15 protein-coding genes and 1 pseudogene are annotated in these 17,161 nt (G+C 44.3%); 13 read left to right on the top strand and 3 right to left on the bottom strand.

All coding sequences use genetic code 11. The annotated features are described in order from the left end of the window. Positions 1-157: 157 nt before the first annotated feature. Positions 158-2,146 (bottom strand): excinuclease ABC subunit UvrB, encoded by a 1,989-nt coding sequence (uvrB, locus tag I2D69_RS01430; protein ID WP_173735237.1) that lies wholly within the window; start codon positions 2,144-2,146, stop codon positions 158-160. 250 nt (positions 2,147-2,396) lie between these two features. Between uvrB and I2D69_RS01435 the strand changes: the two genes are divergently transcribed. The 10 genes from I2D69_RS01435 to I2D69_RS01480 all read left to right on the top strand — a co-directional run bounded on the left by I2D69_RS01435 (position 2,397) and on the right by I2D69_RS01480 (position 12,344). Further along, positions 2,397-2,972, top strand: coding sequence for a chromate transporter (locus I2D69_RS01435; protein ID WP_195379278.1), 576 nt, complete (start codon positions 2,397-2,399; stop codon positions 2,970-2,972). Continuing rightward, on the top strand, positions 2,969-3,538 hold the full coding sequence (locus tag I2D69_RS01440; protein WP_148461337.1) for a chromate transporter: 570 nt from the start codon (positions 2,969-2,971) through the stop codon (positions 3,536-3,538). The genes I2D69_RS01435 and I2D69_RS01440 overlap by 4 nt, the downstream gene beginning before the upstream one ends. 91 nt (positions 3,539-3,629) lie before the next feature. Then, on the top strand, positions 3,630-4,172 hold the full coding sequence (locus tag I2D69_RS01445; RefSeq protein ID WP_195379279.1) for a TIGR00730 family Rossman fold protein: 543 nt from the start codon (positions 3,630-3,632) through the stop codon (positions 4,170-4,172). 412 nt (positions 4,173-4,584) lie between these two features. Then, a complete protein-coding gene (gene hrcA, locus I2D69_RS01450) occupies positions 4,585-5,625 on the top strand; it encodes a heat-inducible transcriptional repressor HrcA (protein WP_148461281.1) in 1,041 nt (346 codons plus the stop codon). 16 nt (positions 5,626-5,641) lie between these two features. Continuing rightward, a complete protein-coding gene (grpE, locus tag I2D69_RS01455; RefSeq protein ID WP_226815526.1) occupies positions 5,642-6,304 on the top strand; it encodes a nucleotide exchange factor GrpE in 663 nt (220 codons plus the stop codon). 115 nt (positions 6,305-6,419) lie between these two features. Then, positions 6,420-8,303: a molecular chaperone DnaK gene (gene dnaK, locus I2D69_RS01460; protein ID WP_173719323.1), complete on the top strand. Its 1,884-nt coding sequence runs from the start codon at positions 6,420-6,422 to the stop codon at positions 8,301-8,303. A gap of 155 nt (positions 8,304-8,458) precedes the next feature. Beyond that, on the top strand, positions 8,459-9,646 hold the full coding sequence (gene dnaJ / locus I2D69_RS01465) for a molecular chaperone DnaJ (RefSeq protein ID WP_195379280.1): 1,188 nt from the start codon (positions 8,459-8,461) through the stop codon (positions 9,644-9,646). A 169-nt stretch (positions 9,647-9,815) separates the two neighbouring features. Continuing rightward, complete coding sequence (locus I2D69_RS01470; RefSeq protein ID WP_243243744.1) at positions 9,816-10,496, top strand: phosphatase PAP2 family protein; 681 nt, start codon at positions 9,816-9,818, stop codon at positions 10,494-10,496. Positions 10,497-10,641: 145 nt separating this feature from the next. Continuing rightward, the gene (gene prmA, locus I2D69_RS01475) at positions 10,642-11,595 is read left to right on the top strand and encodes a 50S ribosomal protein L11 methyltransferase (protein ID WP_195379281.1); all 954 of its coding nucleotides are present in this window, start codon (positions 10,642-10,644) and stop codon (positions 11,593-11,595) included. 2 nt (positions 11,596-11,597) lie between these two features. Then, a complete protein-coding gene (locus tag I2D69_RS01480) occupies positions 11,598-12,344 on the top strand; it encodes a 16S rRNA (uracil(1498)-N(3))-methyltransferase (RefSeq protein ID WP_195379282.1) in 747 nt (248 codons plus the stop codon). On the opposite strand, the pseudogene I2D69_RS20620 reads toward I2D69_RS01480, so the two are convergent. After that, positions 12,341-12,511, bottom strand: a pseudogene (locus I2D69_RS20620) (DUF6783 domain-containing protein); the annotation flags it as partial. The gene I2D69_RS01480 and the pseudogene I2D69_RS20620 sit on opposite strands and share 4 nt — an antisense overlap. Before the next feature lie 48 nt (positions 12,512-12,559). On the opposite strand from I2D69_RS20620, the gene I2D69_RS01485 reads away from it, so the two are divergent. Next, positions 12,560-13,714, top strand: coding sequence for a cysteine desulfurase family protein (locus I2D69_RS01485; RefSeq protein WP_148461287.1), 1,155 nt, complete (start codon positions 12,560-12,562; stop codon positions 13,712-13,714). Positions 13,715-13,796: 82 nt separating this feature from the next. Beyond that, positions 13,797-14,978: a tRNA uracil 4-sulfurtransferase ThiI gene (thiI, locus tag I2D69_RS01490; protein WP_195379283.1), complete on the top strand. Its 1,182-nt coding sequence runs from the start codon at positions 13,797-13,799 to the stop codon at positions 14,976-14,978. A gap of 89 nt (positions 14,979-15,067) precedes the next feature. Here the strand turns inward: thiI and I2D69_RS01495 are convergent, their stop codons facing one another. Continuing rightward, positions 15,068-15,304, bottom strand: coding sequence for an HPr family phosphocarrier protein (locus I2D69_RS01495; RefSeq protein ID WP_021925019.1), 237 nt, complete (start codon positions 15,302-15,304; stop codon positions 15,068-15,070). A gap of 295 nt (positions 15,305-15,599) precedes the next feature. Between I2D69_RS01495 and mtaB the strand changes: the two genes are divergently transcribed. Next, complete coding sequence (gene mtaB, locus I2D69_RS01500; RefSeq protein ID WP_195379284.1) at positions 15,600-16,931, top strand: tRNA (N(6)-L-threonylcarbamoyladenosine(37)-C(2))-methylthiotransferase MtaB; 1,332 nt, start codon at positions 15,600-15,602, stop codon at positions 16,929-16,931. The last annotated feature ends 230 nt before the right edge of the window (positions 16,932-17,161 follow it).

Genomic DNA, 17,161 nt, shown 5'->3' on the forward strand with positions numbered 1-17,161 from the left:
TATAAATGTGGCCGGAGGCGATCCGCTGCAGGCACAGAATCCTGTAAATTGTGACGTACATCTTGCAGAAATCCTTTTCAAACACGCTCTAATCAGATCGTGAAGCTGATAAATTGTGCCAAATCTGACTGGCAAAATGCATGGAGAAATCGAAGGATTACTTTTCCGCATCTGCAAGATTTTTCTTCAATTCGATCATTTTGTCACGCAACTCTGCTGCCTGCTCGAAGTTCAAGTCTGCAGCAGCCTGGCGCATCTGTTTTTCCAACTGGGAGATCAGGTTCTTCAGCTCTTTTTTGCTCATGGATTCCGGATCCTTCTTCAGCTTCACTTCAGTTTCAGCCACTGCCTTGGAAACTGCAATCAGATCACGGACTGCCTTCTTAATAGTGGTAGGAGTAATTCCATGCTCCTTATTATAGGCTTCCTGGATTTCCCTACGACGGTTGGTTTCCTCAATGGCATTTCTCATGGAATCCGTCATCACGTCTGCATACATGACAACGTGTCCTTCGCTGTTTCGGGCAGCACGGCCAATGGTCTGGATCAGGGAAGTCTCAGAACGAAGGAAGCCCTCCTTGTCTGCATCCAGAATAGCAACCAGAGTAATCTCAGGAATATCAAGTCCTTCTCGCAGAAGGTTAATGCCTACAAGCACATCAAATACATCCAGACGCATGTCGCGGATGATTTCTGCACGCTCTAGGGTATCAATATCCGAATGAAGATAACGGACACGGATTCCCACATCTTTCATATACTGTGTAAGATCCTCGGCCATTCGCTTGGTGAGAGTTGTGATCAGCACTTTGTTTTTCCTGGAGGTTTCTTTCGTTATTTCGGAAATCAGGTCGTCTATCTGTCCTTCTACAGGGCGCACCTCCACCTTCGGATCCAGAAGACCGGTAGGACGGATGATCTGCTCTGCGCGGAGAAGCTCATGGTCGTATTCATAATCTCCCGGGGTAGCAGATACAAACAAAACCTGGTCAAGTTTATTCTCAAATTCTTCAAAACTCAGAGGGCGGTTATCCTTGGCAGAGGGCAGACGGAAACCATAATCTACCAATGTCTGTTTACGGTTCTGGTCGCCTGCGTACATAGCGCCAACCTGTGGGACTGTCTTGTGTGATTCATCAATAATAAGAAGAAAATCATCCCCGAAATAATCCAGCAGAGTATAAGGTGGCTGCCCTGGCTCCAGTCCGGAAAGATGACGGGAATAGTTCTCAATACCGGAGCAAAAGCCGGTTTCTTTCATCATTTCAATATCAAAGTTGGTACGCTCGGAGATACGCTGGGCTTCCAGAAGCTTGTCTTCGCTTTTAAAGTAGTCTACCCGTTCTTTTAATTCCTCTTCAATGGCAATGGCCGCTTTCTGAATCTGCTCCGCTGGTACTACATAATGGGAAGCAGGGAAAATACCGATGTGCGCAAGCTGGCATTTGATCTCTCCGGTAAGCACATCAATCTCGGAGATACGGTCAATCTCATCTCCGAAAAACTCAACTCTGACAGCAGTATCTGAGCTGTTAGCAGGAAAAATCTCCAGAGTGTCACCACGGACGCGGAAGGTACTTCGGTGGAAGTCCATTTCATTTCGGGTGTACTGAATGTCGATCAGCTCCCGGATAACCTCATCACGATCCTTAGTCATGCCAGGACGCAGGGAAATCATCATGTCCTGAAATTCCTGAGGAGAACCCAATCCATAGATACAGGACACGGAAGAGATGATAATAACATCTTTTCGCTCTGACATGGCGGCAGTGGCAGAAAGACGGAGTTTGTCAATTTCATCATTGATCGCAGAGTCCTTGGCAATATAAGTGTCAGAAGAAGGCACATATGCTTCGGGCTGGTAATAATCGTAATAGGAGACAAAGTATTCCACTGCGTTCTCAGGGAAGAATTCCTTAAACTCACCGTACAGCTGTGCTGCCAGAGTTTTATTATGGGCCAGGATCAGAGTAGGCTTATTCAGCGCCTGAATAACGTTTGCCATAGTAAAAGTTTTACCAGAGCCGGTGACACCAAGCAGCGTCTCAAACTGATTTCCCTCTTTAAATCCCTTTACCAGTTTCTCAATAGCCTGTGGCTGGTCGCCGGTTGGTTTATACTCGGAATGTAATTCAAAATGATCCATATAAGTCCTTTCTTTTATAAAATCAAACACGCTTTAACTGTTTTCAGTATAGCATCCTTTTTTATAAAAGTACAGCAGAATCGAATATTTGTTCTACTCTCTGAAATGCCAGAAGCATTCCAAAACTTTAATTGACAGACATACCTATAGTGCGTTATCTTAAAAAAGAAAAGCGTTATTGTTCACGACCTGACCAGTAACACGCATCGCGATGTACAGAAATTATGCAAAATTATCAGGAGTGCCAGAAATGGAAGAAAAACAAAGAAATAAAAGATATGTGCTGCGGAAGCTTTTTTTTGCCTCTTTATATCTTAGTACGTTTACTTTTGGCGGCGGATATGTGATCGTTACTTTATTAAAGGAGAAATTTGTGGATCAATATCACTGGATCGATGAGGAAGAAATGCTGGATCTGGTGGCAATCGCACAGTCATCTCCAGGAGCGATTGCAGTAAACGGAGCAATTGTGGTGGGATACAAGCTTGGGGGACTACCGGGAATGCTGCTGTCTGTTCTGGGGGCTATTATTCCGCCAATGGTGATCCTGTCCCTGATTTCCTTGTTTTATGATGCATTCCGCTCTAATTATTACATAGCAGCTCTTTTGAAAGGCATGACTGCCGGCGTAGGTGCTGTGATCATTTCCGTGGTATACGACATGGAGAAAAACGTGGCGAAGTCAAAAGACTGGGTAAATGTGATTATTATGGTCATCAGTTTTTGTGCAAGCTATTTTCTGAAGGTGAACATTATTTATATAATACTTATTGTGTCTGTATTTGGATTTGCGCGTACATTTGTGAAGGAGGGATGGAAAAAATGATTTATCTTCAGCTCTTTTTCAGTTTCCTTCAGATCGGTGCATTAAGCTTTGGAGGCGGATATGCAGCAATGCCTCTTATACAGGAACAGGTAGTGACTATGCATGGCTGGATTTCCATGGAAACTTTTTCGGACCTTGTGACCATTGCAGAGATGACCCCTGGTCCTATTGCAGTAAATTCCGCAACCTTTGTAGGAACCAGGATTGCAGGTCCTGGGGGCGCAGTGGTGGCTACTCTTGGCTGTATTTTACCCTCCTGTATAATTGTAACCCTGCTGGCATATATTTACACGAAATACCGGAAAATGTCCCTTCTCCAGGGAACTCTTACATCCCTTCGTCCGGCGGTTGTGGCCATGATCGCCAAGGCAGGAGTTACCATTTTAGTATCATCTTTTTTTATAAATGGTGCAGTGGAACTGTTTCGGGAAAACATATGCATTCGAATGGTGGTATTCTTTACTGCCGCACTGGTGCTTTTGAGAAAATATAAAATGAATCCCATTCTGGTGATGGTTTTGTGCGGTGTGGCCAATATGGCGTTTTGCGCGGCTGTCGGAAGCTGACTGGAAAAGATATGCCAGCTGACTTTCGTATATGGTGCTGCCGCAGGTGGGCAGCACCTGTGTTTAGAAGAAAAATAAGGAGGACAACAGATTGAACATATGTGTATATGGTGCTTCAAGTGCGCTGCTTAAAAACATTTATTATGAAAAAACAGAAGAGCTTGGAAGAGCAATGGGAAAAAGAGGTCACGGTCTAGTGTTTGGCGGCGGAGCTACCGGAATGATGGGAGCAGCAGCCAGAGGCGTGGCAGCAGAAAATGGTTACATACTTGGAATTGCTCCCCGCTTTTTTGACCAGCCAGGAGTTCTGTATGAGAAATGTACGGAATTTATTTTCACAGAGAATATGAGAGAGCGCAAAAAACTTCTGGAAGAAAAATCAGATGCTACGATCGTAGCACCTGGCGGAATTGGTACCTACGAGGAATTTTTTGAGATTTTTACCTTGAAAAGCCTGAAACGTATTGACCGCCCAATTGTGCTGTATAACATTGACGGATATTATGACAGGATGAAAGCATTGCTGGAGTACACAGCAGAGGAGAAATTCATGGATTTTTCCGTGCTGGATCTGGTAGTTTTTCTGGATGAGCCGGCGGCAGTTCTTGACTATCTGGAAAATTATAAAAAATAGAGGCTGCTATTCAGCAGGTACTGTTTTGTGAAACATATAACTGTGAAGGTACTGAACAGTTACAAAATAGACTCTAGTATACAGGAAAGAAGATGCCAGGGAAAATTTTCTCAAGGCATCTTTTTCATTTATACGGCAGCGGACATAAAGATACCTGGTAGTGCCCTTGCTGCAAAAATGGTATTGCAGCAAGGAAATTTTATCCGGAATGGTAAAGTATAAGGTAAAAACTATCAAAAAAGATGAAAAAAATTTGTAAAAAATATTGACAAAAGGAATACTGAGGTGTATCTTAAGAACATAGATGTTAGCACTCCTAAATAATGAGTGCTAACAAAAGGAATTCGAAGAAGCCAGACGGAAATCAGAATCAGGTTTGACCGTCTGCTTTTCAGGAAGGAGCAGATATTTCATGGATGAAGTATTAGATGAGCGCAAACGGAAAATACTGAAAGCAATCATCAAAACTTATATGGAAACAGGTGAGCCTGTAGGTTCCAGAACTATTTCCAAATATCCGGATCTGAATGTCAGCTCTGCTACCATCCGAAATGAGATGTCCGACCTGACGGATATGGGCTACATCGTACAGCCCCACACCTCAGCCGGAAGAATTCCATCAGATAAAGGCTATCGCCTTTATGTAGATGAGCTTACCAGGGAGAAGGAAGCCGAGATCGCAGAAATCCGTGATCTGATGATTGAGAAGTCAGATAAGATGGATAAGGTGCTCAGGCAGGTGGCGAAGGTCCTTGCCACGAATACCAATTATGCGGCTATGGTTGCGGTTCCCCAGTATAAGGGAAGCACCCTGAAGTTCATTCAGCTTTCACGAGTCAATGAGCGGCAGCTGATTGCCGTAGTTGTATGTGAGGGTAATGTCATTCGGAACCAGATCATCAATATTGATGAGGAGATGGATGACCAGACGATCTTGAAGCTGAATCTTCTTCTTAACACGAACCTGAACGGCGTACCCATCCAGGACATTAATCTGGGCATGATCGCCAGATTGAAAGAACAGGCGGGAAGCCACAGCGGTGTGGTTGCAGATGTGCTGGACGCGGTTGCAGCTACGATTCACGTGGACGAAGAAGATATGAAAGTATATACATCGGGAGCAACCAACATATTTAAGTATCCAGAGCTTGCAGATACATCCAGAGCCAGTGAGCTGATTTCCACTTTCGAGGATAAGCAGGAACTTGCGGATATGGTCCGTGAGGAAATGGGAGACCCGGAGAACACAGGAGTTCAGATATACATCGGGGATGAAGTTCCGGTACGTACCATGAAAGACTGCAGTGTGGTCACAGCTACTTATGAGCTGGGAGATGGAATGCGTGGAACTATTGGAATCATCGGTCCCAAGCGAATGGATTACGAGAATGTAGTGGACAGCTTAAAGAAATTAAAAGTCCAGCTTGACGAAATGGTAAATAAGAAAACCTAGAAAGGCGGTTGAAAGCGTGTCAGAAGAAATGAATAAAGAAGCCGAAGTACAGGAAGAAGCAGTTGACATTCCGGTAACAGACGGAAGCGAAGAAGAGGCAGCAGATACAGCCCAGACAGCAGAAGAGGAGACTTCCGAAGAACCTGCACAGACAGAAGAAACTGAGCAGTCAGATCAGGAAGCAGAATCTCAGAAGGAACCGGAAACCAAGACAAAAACTTCTTTCTTCGGCAAGAAGAAAAAAGAGAAAGATAAATTTGAACAGCAGGTCGAGGAGCTTACAGACAGACTGAAGCGCAGCATGGCTGAATTCGATAACTACCGTAAAAGAACGGAGAAAGAGAAATCCAGCATGTACATCATCGGTGCCAGGGACATCGTTGAAAAAATGCTTCCGATCGTGGATAACTTCGAAAGAGGTCTTGCACAGGCACCGGAGGATGATCCATTTGCAGAAGGCATGAAGATGATCTATAAGCAGATGATGACAGCCTTTGATGAGATGGGTGTGAAGCCAATCGAAGCTGTAGGCAAGGAATTTGATCCGAATCTGCATAATGCAGTGATGCATGTGGAGGACGAATCCGTTGGCGAGAACATCGTCGTAGAGGAATTCCAGAAGGGATATACTTACAAGGATTTCGTTGTAAGACACAGTATGGTAAAAGTTGCTAATTGACAGAGAGCAGCTTGGAGAATCAAACTTCATCGACATTTTCTAAAAACAAAGTATAAATGTTACTGTTCGTGTAATGGACAGCAACCATGAATTTTTAAACAGGAGGAAAATTATCATGGGAAAAATCATTGGTATTGACTTAGGTACAACAAACAGCTGTGTAGCTGTTATGGAAGGTGGACAGCCAACCGTTATCGCAAATACAGAAGGATCCAGAACAACACCATCTGTTGTAGCATTCACAAAGACAGGTGAGCGTCTGGTAGGTGAGCCTGCAAAACGTCAGGCAGTAACAAACGCAGAGAAAACAATCTCTTCCATCAAGAGAGAGATGGGTACAGATTACCGTGTAACAATCGACGATAAGAAATATTCCCCACAGGAAATTTCTGCTATGATTCTTCAGAAACTGAAAAAAGACGCTGAAGGATACCTTGGAGAGTCTGTTACAGAAGCAGTTATCACTGTTCCGGCATATTTCAATGATGCTCAGCGTCAGGCAACCAAGGATGCTGGTAAGATTGCAGGTCTTGATGTAAAACGTATCATCAACGAGCCTACAGCAGCAGCTCTTGCATATGGTCTTGACAATGAGAAAGAGCAGAAGATCATGGTTTATGACCTTGGTGGTGGTACATTCGATGTTTCCATTATTGAGATTGGTGATGGCGTTATCGAAGTTCTGGCAACAGCTGGTAACAACCGTCTTGGTGGTGATGACTTTGACCAGAGAATTACAGACTATATGCTTTCTGAGTTCAAGAGAACAGAGGGCGTTGACTTAAGCAACGATAAGATGGCTCTTCAGAGACTGAAAGAAGCTGCTGAGAAAGCTAAGAAAGAGCTTTCTTCCGCAACAACAACCAATATCAACCTGCCATTCATCACAGCAACAGCTGAAGGACCGAAGCATTTTGATATGAACCTTACAAGAGCTAAATTTGACGAACTTACACACGATCTTGTTGAGAAAACAGCAGAGCCGGTTCGCCGTGCACTTTCTGATGCAGGTCTTACTGCTTCTGATCTTGGACAGGTGCTTCTGGTTGGTGGCTCCACACGTATCCCGGCTGTACAGGATAAAGTAAGACAGTTAACTGGCAAAGAGCCAAGCAAGGCCCTGAACCCAGATGAGTGTGTTGCACTTGGTGCTTCTATTCAGGGTGGTAAGCTTTCCGGTGAGGCTGGTGCAGGTGACATCCTTCTTCTTGATGTTACTCCACTTTCCCTGTCCATCGAGACAATGGGTGGTATTGCAACACGTCTGATCGAGAGAAATACAACAATCCCGACCAAGAAGAGCCAGATTTTCTCCACAGCAGCTGATAATCAGACCGCTGTAGATATCAATGTATTACAGGGTGAGCGTCAGTTCGCAAAAGACAACAAGTCCCTTGGACAGTTCCGTCTGGATGGAATCCCGCCAGCACGTCGTGGTGTTCCGCAGATTGAGGTTACATTCGATATCGATGCCAACGGTATTGTAAATGTATCTGCTAAGGATCTTGGAACAGGTAAAGAGCAGCACATTACAATCACAGCTGGTTCTAACATGTCCGAGTCTGATATTGACAAGGCTGTTAAAGAAGCTGCTGAGTTCGAAGCTCAGGATAAGAAACGTAAAGAGGCAATTGATACAAAGAACAATGCAGACTCCATGGTATTCCAGGTTGAGAATGCACTGAAAGAAGCAGGTGATAAACTGGATGCAAATGACAAAGCTTCCGTAGAGTCTGACTTAAATGCATTAAAAGATATCCTTGCTAAATATGCAAATACAGATGAGATTGGAGATGCTCAGGTCGCTGAGATCAAAGCTGCTCAGGAGAAGATGATGGAAAGTGCTCAGAAGCTTTTCGCAAAGATGTATGAAGCACAGAACCCACAGGGCGGTGCTGGTCAGGCAGGCCCGGGACCGGACATGGGAGGAGCTTCCCAGGGCGGTAACGAGGCAGGTTACGGCGATGATGTTGTAGATGCTGACTACAAAGAGGTTTAATTGAATAATAAGTTCCAATATTTCGGAACATGAAATTACAGCCCGGTCATGATTCATGACCGGGCAGTGGTGGTGAAAGACATATTACAGGAAATGCGCCGCTGGCGCCTTCCATAAGATAACCAAATACAAAAAGTTAGGAAAAGAAAGAAATCATGGCTGATAAAAGAGATTACTATGAAGTCTTAGGCGTTGATAAGAGCGCCGATGACGCTACATTAAAAAAAGCATATCGTCAGCTTGCCAAGAAGTATCATCCCGACGTAAATCCGGGAGATAAGGAAGCTGAAGCGAAATTCAAAGAGGCAACAGAGGCTTACAGCGTCTTAAGTGACCCGGACAAGAGAAGACAGTATGATCAGTTTGGTCATGCCGCTTTTGAAAACGGCGGCGGTGGCGGAGCAGGCGGTTTCGGCGGCTTTGATTTCTCCGGCGCAGACATGGGTGATATCTTCGGAGATATTTTCGGAGATCTGTTTGGAGGCGGCGGAAGCCGCAGACGTGCCAATAATGGACCTATGAAGGGTGCAAACCTGCGTGCACGCGTGAACATCACCTTCGAGGATGCTGTATTTGGCTGTGAGAAAGAACTTGAGATTATTCTGAAAGATGAATGTACTTCCTGTCACGGTTCCGGCGCTAAGGCTGGTACCTCACCGGTTACCTGTCCGAAATGTAATGGTGAAGGTCAGATTGTTTACACCCAGCAGTCCATGTTTGGCATGGTTCGTAACGTTCAGGTGTGTCCGGATTGTCATGGTACAGGTAAGATCATCAAAGATAAATGTCCGGATTGCCGTGGTACCGGATACATTTCTAATCGCAAGAAAATTAAGGTATCTATTCCGGCTGGTATTGACAATGGTCAGAGTATCCGTATCCGTGATAAAGGTGAACCTGGCACAAATGGAGGTCCGAGAGGCGATCTGCTGGTAGAAGTAAATGTAGCACGCCATCCGATTTTCCAGAGACAGGATATGAATATTTACTCTACTGCACCGATTACTTATGCACAGGCAGCACTTGGTGGCGAAGTCAAACTGAATACAGTAGATGGAGAAGTTCTCTATGAAGTGAAACCAGGAACTCAGACAGATACCAGAATCCGTCTGAAGGGCAAAGGTGTTCCGTCCCTTCGAAACAAGAATGTCCGCGGTGATCACTACGTAACTCTGGTTGTTCAGGTACCAACCAACCTGAATGAGGATGCGAAAGAGGCTCTCCGCAAATTTGACGAGGCATGCGGCAATCGTCCGGCAGGCAGTGCCGGCGATAGCACAGAAAAGTCCGAAAAGAAGAAAAAAAGCTTCATGGACAAATTAAAAGAGACCTTTGAAGAGTAAAAAATCAGTTTTTCCATAAAAGAATAAAGAAAAGGGGAGATATCCTCTTTTCTTTTTTTGTTACTTATTGTATATTAAAGGGTAGCCGCAACGTTACTGTCCGTGCTGCTGGTCAGGAAGTGAGCAGCACGGACAGTAACATCGCAAGAGTCCGGAAAGGAGTTTTGCCTTGAAAACAAAGAAAAGAGACCTGTTAAACCGATATATTCCACTGTGGTCTATTGCACCTCTTGTAACCATCATGGCAGTGAATTGTCTGATTTACTGGGGAAGCAGTGCGCTTACAGCTGGCAGGTATCACTATGATTTTACGATGGCATTTGACAGGGAAGTTCCGTTACTGCCTGTATTTGTGTGGTTTTATATTCTGGCATTTCCATTCTGGGCAGTGGGGTATTTGCTGGCGACAAGGCGTGGTAAGGATATGTTTTACCGGTTTGTTGCCACAGATCTGACCATACATTTTATTTGCTTTATCTGCTTTATTTTAATACCGACCACCAATATAAGACCGGAGATCCCAGGAAATACCCTTTCGGAAAAGATTCTCGCTCTGGTATATTCCCTGGATGGCGGGAACAGTCCTTCTAATTTGTTTCCCTCTATCCACTGCTATGTGAGCTGGATGTGCTGGAAAGGTGTGGAAGGCTCAGAGAAGGTGCCGAAATGGTATCAGAGATTTTCTCTGGTATTTGCAATTCTGATCATTATCTCTACCCAGGTGCTGAAGCAGCATTACATTGTGGATGCAGCAGCGGCGTTGCTTCTGGTAGAGTTTTTCTGGAGATTTTATCAGAAAGGGCAGCGACATAAGTGGGTTGTGCATGTTTTTGCACATAAAAAGAAGTAACATGGACATAAAAAACCAGTAATTGGTCAGGTGAATTGAAAAATCAGAATAAAGTAACAGATAACAACCGTTTCGAAAGATGTTAAAAAATACCATATTGTGATTATGAAGAAACAGCTTTCAATAAAAAGATTGGAGAAATAGTATGAAGTGGAATCGCTTTACCATCAAAACAAAAACAGAAGCAGAAGACGTTATCATCTCTGCCCTTGCAGACGTTGGAGTTGAGGGCGTAGAGATTCAGGACAAACAGCCCCTTACCGAGACAGATAAAGAGCAGATGTTTGTGGATATTATGCCGGAAGGTCCAGCGGATGATGGAATCGCCTATCTGAATTTTTATCTGGAAGAGGACACAGAAACTGCACCTGTTCTCGAGAAAGTACGTGCTGTCCTTGAAGAAGTACGCGGATACATGGATATCGGCGAAGGTACCATCACAGAATCCCAGACAGAGGACAAAGACTGGATCAATAACTGGAAGGAATATTTCCATCAGTTCTATGTAGATGACATTCTTATTGTTCCATCCTGGGAAGAAGTGAAGGAAGAAGATAAAGATAAGATGATCCTTCACATTGATCCAGGTACAGCTTTTGGAACTGGTATGCACGAGACTACCCAGCTGGTAATCCGTCAGCTGAAGAAATTTGTGACAAAAGACACCCAGATGCTGGATGTTGGAACCGGAAGCGGTATTCTTGGAATTGTAGCTTTGAAGCTGGGCGCTGCTCATGTTGTGGGAACTGACCTTGATCCCTGTGCAATTCCGGCAGTGGCTGACAATAAAGAGGCTAACGATATTAAGGATGAGACTTTTGACATGCTCATTGGAAATATCATTGATGATAAAGAAGTTCAGGATACGGTTGGATATGAGAAATACGACATTATAACAGCCAATATCCTGGCAGATGTACTGGTGCCTCTCACACCGGTTATCGTAAATCAGATGAAAAAGGGTGCTTACTATATCACCTCTGGAATCCTGGACGTGAAAGAAGAAGTAGTGGTAAAGGCAGTGAAGGATGCCGGGCTTCAGCTGGTTGAGGTAACCCATCAGGGAGAATGGGTATCTGTCACGGCCAGAAAGGAATAATTATGCAGCGCTTTTTTGTGGAGCCTTATCAGGTTCAGGAAGAAGAACACAGGATCACTCTTACAGGTCCGGATCTGAACCATATGAAAAATGTTCTGCGCATGCGCATTGGTGAGGATGTGTGGATCAGCGATGGCAGTGAGAAGGAATATCACTGTACCATAGAAGAATTTCAGGAGGACAGCGCAGTTCTTCATATCCTTTATGCTCAGGAATCCCAGTATGAGCTCCCAAGCCGGATTTATTTGTTCCAGGGTCTTCCCAAAGGGGATAAAATGGAACTGATCATTCAGAAGGCTGTGGAGCTTGGCGCCTACGCTGTTGTTCCAGTTGAAACAAGGAGATGTGTGGTGAAGCTGGATGCAAAGAAAGCGCAGAAGAAGGTTACCAGATGGCAGCAGATTTCCGAGAGCGCAGCTAAGCAGTCTAAGCGTATGCTGATCCCGGAAGTGAAAAATGTAATGAACTGGAAAGAAGCACTTGCCTTTGCAAAAGGACTGGATGTGGTTCTGATTCCTTATGAGCTTGCCCAAGGTATGAAAGAGACCCGGGAAATCCTGGCGGCAATTCAGCCTGGACAATCTGTGGGGATTTTTATTGGCCCGGAAGGCGGTTTTGAGGAGGAAGAAGTGAGAGATGCCATGGAAGCCGGAGGGAAACCGGTGACCCTGGGAAAAAGAATCCTGCGCACAGAGACAGCAGGTATGACCATGCTGTCTATTCTGATGTATACGCTTGAGTCTGTTTAAAAATATTTTAGCAATCTGCAAGACGTGCCAGAGCCTGTTTGAAAAATCATTTCAGCAATCTGCACGCCCCACTTTGCGGTATGCTTCACCTGAATTCGGCTGCCGCAGCTCGCTGCTGCGCCCTTATCCGGGTAAAGGCTTCCGCAAATTGTGACGCACATCTTGCAGAAAGCCTTTTTTTAACATGCTCTGGAAAAAAAGAGGAAAAGTAAGAAATGGAAGCATATTTTGATAACTCTGCTACCACAAGATGTTATCCTAAGGTGGCAGAGATTGTAGTAAAAACAATGACAGAGGATTTTGGAAATCCTTCTGCCATGCATTTAAAAGGTGTGGAAGCGGAAAAGTATGTCCGTGAAGCTGCACAGATACTTGCCAAAATTCTCAAGGTAAATGAAAAAGAAATCATTTTCACCTCTGGCGGAACAGAGTCAAATAATCTGGCCTTGTTTGGCGGAGCGGATGCAAATAAAAGAAGCGGAAACCATATTATCACCACTTCAGTGGAGCATGCAGCTGTAGGACAGCCTGCAGAGCGCCTGGAACAGATGGGATATGAGGTGACGATAGTTCCTGTAGATCACAGGGGTGTGGTTCAGCTGGAGGCGTTAGAGAAAGCTTTGCGCCCGGATACGATTCTGGTATCTACTATGTATGTAAACAATGAGGTTGGTGCTGTGATGCCAGTGGAAGAGATTGCAAAACTGGTTCATGAGAAAAGCCCGAAGGCTCTGTATCATGTAGATGCGATCCAGGCATTTGGAAAATACCGTATTTATCCCAAAAAGGCAGGAATTGATATGCTCTCTGTGAGCAGCCATAAGATTCACGGGCCTAAAGGTGTAGGATTTTTATATATCAATGAGAAAGCCAGGATTCAGCCTCAGATCTTAGGCGGCGGCCAGCAGGCCGGTATGCGGTCCGGTACAGATAATGTACCTGGAATTGCAGGACTGGGTGTTGCTGCAAAGATGGTCTACACGGATTTTGATGAGAAAATTGAGCATATGTATCAGCTGAAGGAACGCCTTGCAGAAGGTTTTTTGAAACTTCCTGATGTTCGTCTCAACGGAATGGAGATAAGAGAAGGTGCACCTCAGATCTTAAGCGCCAGCTTTCTGGGCGTGAGAAGCGAAGTGCTGCTTCATACTCTGGAAGAAAAAGGTATTTATGTTTCAGCCGGAAGCGCCTGCTCCAGCCACAAAAGAAAAGCTGCCGGAACCTTAAGTGCAATGGGAATGGAAGCAGCCCAAAGAGAAAGTACGCTGAGATTCAGTTTTTCAGAGGAAAATACATTTGAAGAAGTGGATTATGTATTGGAAGTGATCGGGCAGGTACTGCCTATGCTTCGGAGATATTCCAGACACTGAAGCAGCGAGGAAAAGAAGAATGAAACGCAGCGCCGGAGAAAGTCCGGCAGCCGCATAACATAAAGAAACAGGAGGAAATTAAATGATATTTCACGCATTTTTAATAAAATACGCAGAAATAGCCATCAAGGGTAAAAATCGATATCTGTTTGAAGATGCCCTTGTGAAGCAGATGAATATTGCTCTTTCTAAGATAGAGGGCGATTACCGTGTTGTGAAGGAGCAGGGCCGTGTTTATGTATTCTGCCCAGAGGAATACGATTTTGAGGAGGCTGTAGCTGCATTAAAAACAGTATTCGGTATTGTTTACATCTGTCCGGTTGTGATTTACGAGGACAAAGGATTTGAGCAGATGCGCGCTGACGTTGTGGAGTACATGAAGAATGTACATCCGGATTATCACGGCACCTTCAAGGTATATACAAGACGTGCAAAGAAGTCCTATCCGGTAAATTCCATGGAAGTAAGTGCAAGAATCGGTGAAAGCATTCTGGATGCTTTTCCGGAGGCGAAGGTGGATGTACATCAGCCTGAACTTACTGTTTCTGTTGAGATCCGTGAGAAAATTTATGTATATTCCAAGAGCATTAAGGGACCTGGCGGAATGCCGGTTGGAACCAATGGAAAGGCAATGCTGCTTCTTTCCGGCGGAATTGACAGCCCGGTGGCAGGATATATGATCGCAAAGCGAGGCGTTAAGATTGAAGCTGTTTATTTCCATGCTCCGCCGTATACCAGCGAGCGTGCAAAACAGAAGGTTGTGGACCTGGCGAAGCTGGTGGCAAAATACAGTGGACCGATCAAGCTTCATGTAGTAAATTTCACAGACATTCAGCTGTACATTTACGATCAGTGTCCACATGATGAGCTTACTATCATTATGCGTCGTTATATGATGAGAATTGCAGAGCATTTTGCAAAGAAGGATAACTGTCTTGGACTTATTACCGGTGAAAGCATTGGACAGGTTGCAAGCCAGACCCTGCAGAGTCTTGCAGCAACGAATGAAGTGTGTACATTACCGGTATATCGTCCGGTGATTGGGTTTGATAAACAGGAAATTGTAGAGCGTTCCTGGGAGATTGGAACTTATGACACTTCTGTTCTTCCATATGAAGATTGCTGTACTATTTTCGTCGCAAAGCATCCGGTTACAAAGCCGAATCTGAATGTGATCCGCAAGTCAGAGGAGAAGCTGGCTGAGAAAATTGATGAACTGATGGAAGCGGCACTTAGCACTGCAGAAGTGATTGAGATCCAGTAAAAAGTGGAAAAGCACTCAGAGACTGCATGAAATCATCGAAAAACAAAAAGAGGAACTGTGAACAGTTCCTCTGACAATCGAATATTTAATTATTCAACTGTATATTTGTCGATGATTTCCATAACGCTGTCAAGAGCAGCTCCGTCAGCATGGATATTGAGGTCGATCGGTTTGGATAAATCCAGACTGAAGATACCCATGATAGATTTAGCGTCAATCACATATCTTCCGGACACCAGGTCGAAGTCGCAGTCAAATTTGCTGATCTCGTTTACAAATGCTTTCACTTTATCAATAGAGTTAAGTGAGATTTTTGCTGTTTTCATTGTGATATAACCTCCCTTGGATTGTTAGTAGTTTGCTTTACAGTACTCATATTACCTGTAGGCAGGATAAAAGTCAAGGTGAAAAAAGAGAAAAAATGGCAGCAGAATTAGTGAAAATGTATAAAAAATTTACAACATTACTGTGTACTGATAATATTCCGCGAGATGCTTTTTGTGAATGAAATTTACAGAAAATCCGGGAAGTGCGGCACAAAATCACGTATTTACATGAATTCTGTGCATTGCGGAGGGGTTATCCTGCATGGTGTGGACGGTACTAGTTTTGGAGGAAAGAATGAAAAAAAAGGTTGCATTACACAATCTTGGATGTAAAGTAAACTCTTATGAGCTGGAAGCTATGCAGCAGCTTCTGGAACAGGCAGGGTATGAAATCGTACCTTTTGAACCAGGTGCTGATGTTTACGTAATAAATACCTGTACAGTAACAAATATTGCAGACCGTAAGTCTCGTCAGATGCTTCACAAGGCGAAAAAGATGAACCCAGATGCGGTGGTAGTAGCAACAGGATGTTATGTACAGACTGACGAGGGAAAACTGGAAAAGGACGAAGCAGTGGATCTGGTACTTGGAAATAACCAGAAGAAAAATATTGTGGAAGTTCTGGCTGATTTTGAAAAGGAACACCAGCGTCAGGCTCATATTATTAAGATTAATCAGACAAAGGAATATGAAGAACTGGAAATCAGCCGCACAGCTGAGCATGTACGTGCTTATATTAAGGTGCAGGATGGCTGCAACCAGTTTTGCACCTATTGTATCATTCCCTATGCAAGAGGCCGCGTGCGAAGCAGGGAAAAAGAAAATATTTTAAATGAAGTGCACAAGCTGGCCAAAGCCGGCTACAAAGAAGTGGTGCTCACAGGAATTCATCTCAGCTCCTATGGAGTGGATTTTCCTAAGGACAAAAAAGAAACTTTGCTTTCTCTTATTCAGGCAGTAAATGAAGTGGAAGGAATTCAGAGAATCCGCCTTGGCTCCCTGGAACCGGGAATCGTCACAGAGGAATTTGCAAAAGAGCTGTCTTCTATGCCAAAAGTCTGCCCCCATTTTCATCTTTCCCTGCAGAGTGGGTGCGATACGACTCTTGAGAGAATGAACAGACGATATAGAAGTGCGGAGTATAAAGCAAGATGTGAACTTCTTCGCAAATATTTCGGAAATCCAGCGCTGACAACAGATGTGATCGTTGGTTTTCCAATGGAAACAGAAGAGGATTTTCAGGCTTCCTATGATTTTGTGAAAGATATTCATTTTTATGAAACCCATATTTTTAAATATTCCCGTCGCCATGGAACTAAGGCTGCGGCTATGTCCGGTCAGCTGACAGAGGCAGAAAAAGCTGTGAGAAGTGACAAAATGCTGGAGCTGCACCAGAAGCGTGCAGCAGAATATGAGACTTCTCTTCTTGGAAAGACTCTGGAGGTACTTCTGGAGGAGGAAGTGGAGATTGATGGAAAAGCATATTATCTGGGACATTCCAGAGAATATGTGAAAGTGGCGGTGCTGAAAACGGAGGAATACGGTGTAAATGATATTCTGGCGGTGAAAGTGGAAGAAGCTTTGCAGCCACATATTTTGCAGGGAGAAGAAGTACAGGTTTTGTAGGGGCGTGACCAGTAACATAATTATTACTGTTCACTGGTAACGTTCCGCGAGGTGTTTTTTGTGAACAAAGTTCACAGAAAACCCGAGAATCTCAGCGCGAAATCATGCGAATGCATGATTTCTGTGCATCGCGAAGCGGGTTACTGGGCAGGTCGTGACCGGTAACCACACAATTGCGGAAATGACAGGCAATGCAAAATTAGGATTGTAATTTACACGTAATTATATTA

Origin of the sequence: Ruminococcus sp. D54t1_190329_F1, assembly GCF_015551645.1 — a bacterium.
GTDB classification, from domain to species: domain Bacteria; phylum Bacillota; class Clostridia; order Lachnospirales; family Lachnospiraceae; genus Blautia_A; species Blautia_A faecis.

Excerpts from the sequence above, each read along its gene's own strand:
- I2D69_RS01435 (WP_195379278.1), top strand. The coding sequence starts at position 2,397 with ATGGAAGAAAAACAAAGAAATAAAAGATATGTGCTGCGGAAGCTTTTT.
- dnaK (WP_173719323.1), top strand. The coding sequence starts at position 6,420 with ATGGGAAAAATCATTGGTATTGACTTAGGTACAACAAACAGCTGTGTA.
- I2D69_RS01480 (WP_195379282.1), top strand. The coding sequence starts at position 11,598 with ATGCAGCGCTTTTTTGTGGAGCCTTATCAGGTTCAGGAAGAAGAACAC.
- I2D69_RS01440 (WP_148461337.1), top strand. The coding sequence starts at position 2,969 with ATGATTTATCTTCAGCTCTTTTTCAGTTTCCTTCAGATCGGTGCATTA.
- uvrB (WP_173735237.1), bottom strand. The coding sequence starts at position 2,146 with ATGGATCATTTTGAATTACATTCCGAGTATAAACCAACCGGCGACCAG.
- dnaJ (WP_195379280.1), top strand. The coding sequence starts at position 8,459 with ATGGCTGATAAAAGAGATTACTATGAAGTCTTAGGCGTTGATAAGAGC.
- I2D69_RS01485 (WP_148461287.1), top strand. The coding sequence starts at position 12,560 with ATGGAAGCATATTTTGATAACTCTGCTACCACAAGATGTTATCCTAAG.
- mtaB (WP_195379284.1), top strand. The coding sequence starts at position 15,600 with ATGAAAAAAAAGGTTGCATTACACAATCTTGGATGTAAAGTAAACTCT.
- thiI (WP_195379283.1), top strand. The coding sequence starts at position 13,797 with ATGATATTTCACGCATTTTTAATAAAATACGCAGAAATAGCCATCAAG.
- prmA (WP_195379281.1), top strand. The coding sequence starts at position 10,642 with ATGAAGTGGAATCGCTTTACCATCAAAACAAAAACAGAAGCAGAAGAC.
- I2D69_RS01495 (WP_021925019.1), bottom strand. The coding sequence starts at position 15,304 with ATGAAAACAGCAAAAATCTCACTTAACTCTATTGATAAAGTGAAAGCA.
- hrcA (WP_148461281.1), top strand. The coding sequence starts at position 4,585 with ATGGATGAAGTATTAGATGAGCGCAAACGGAAAATACTGAAAGCAATC.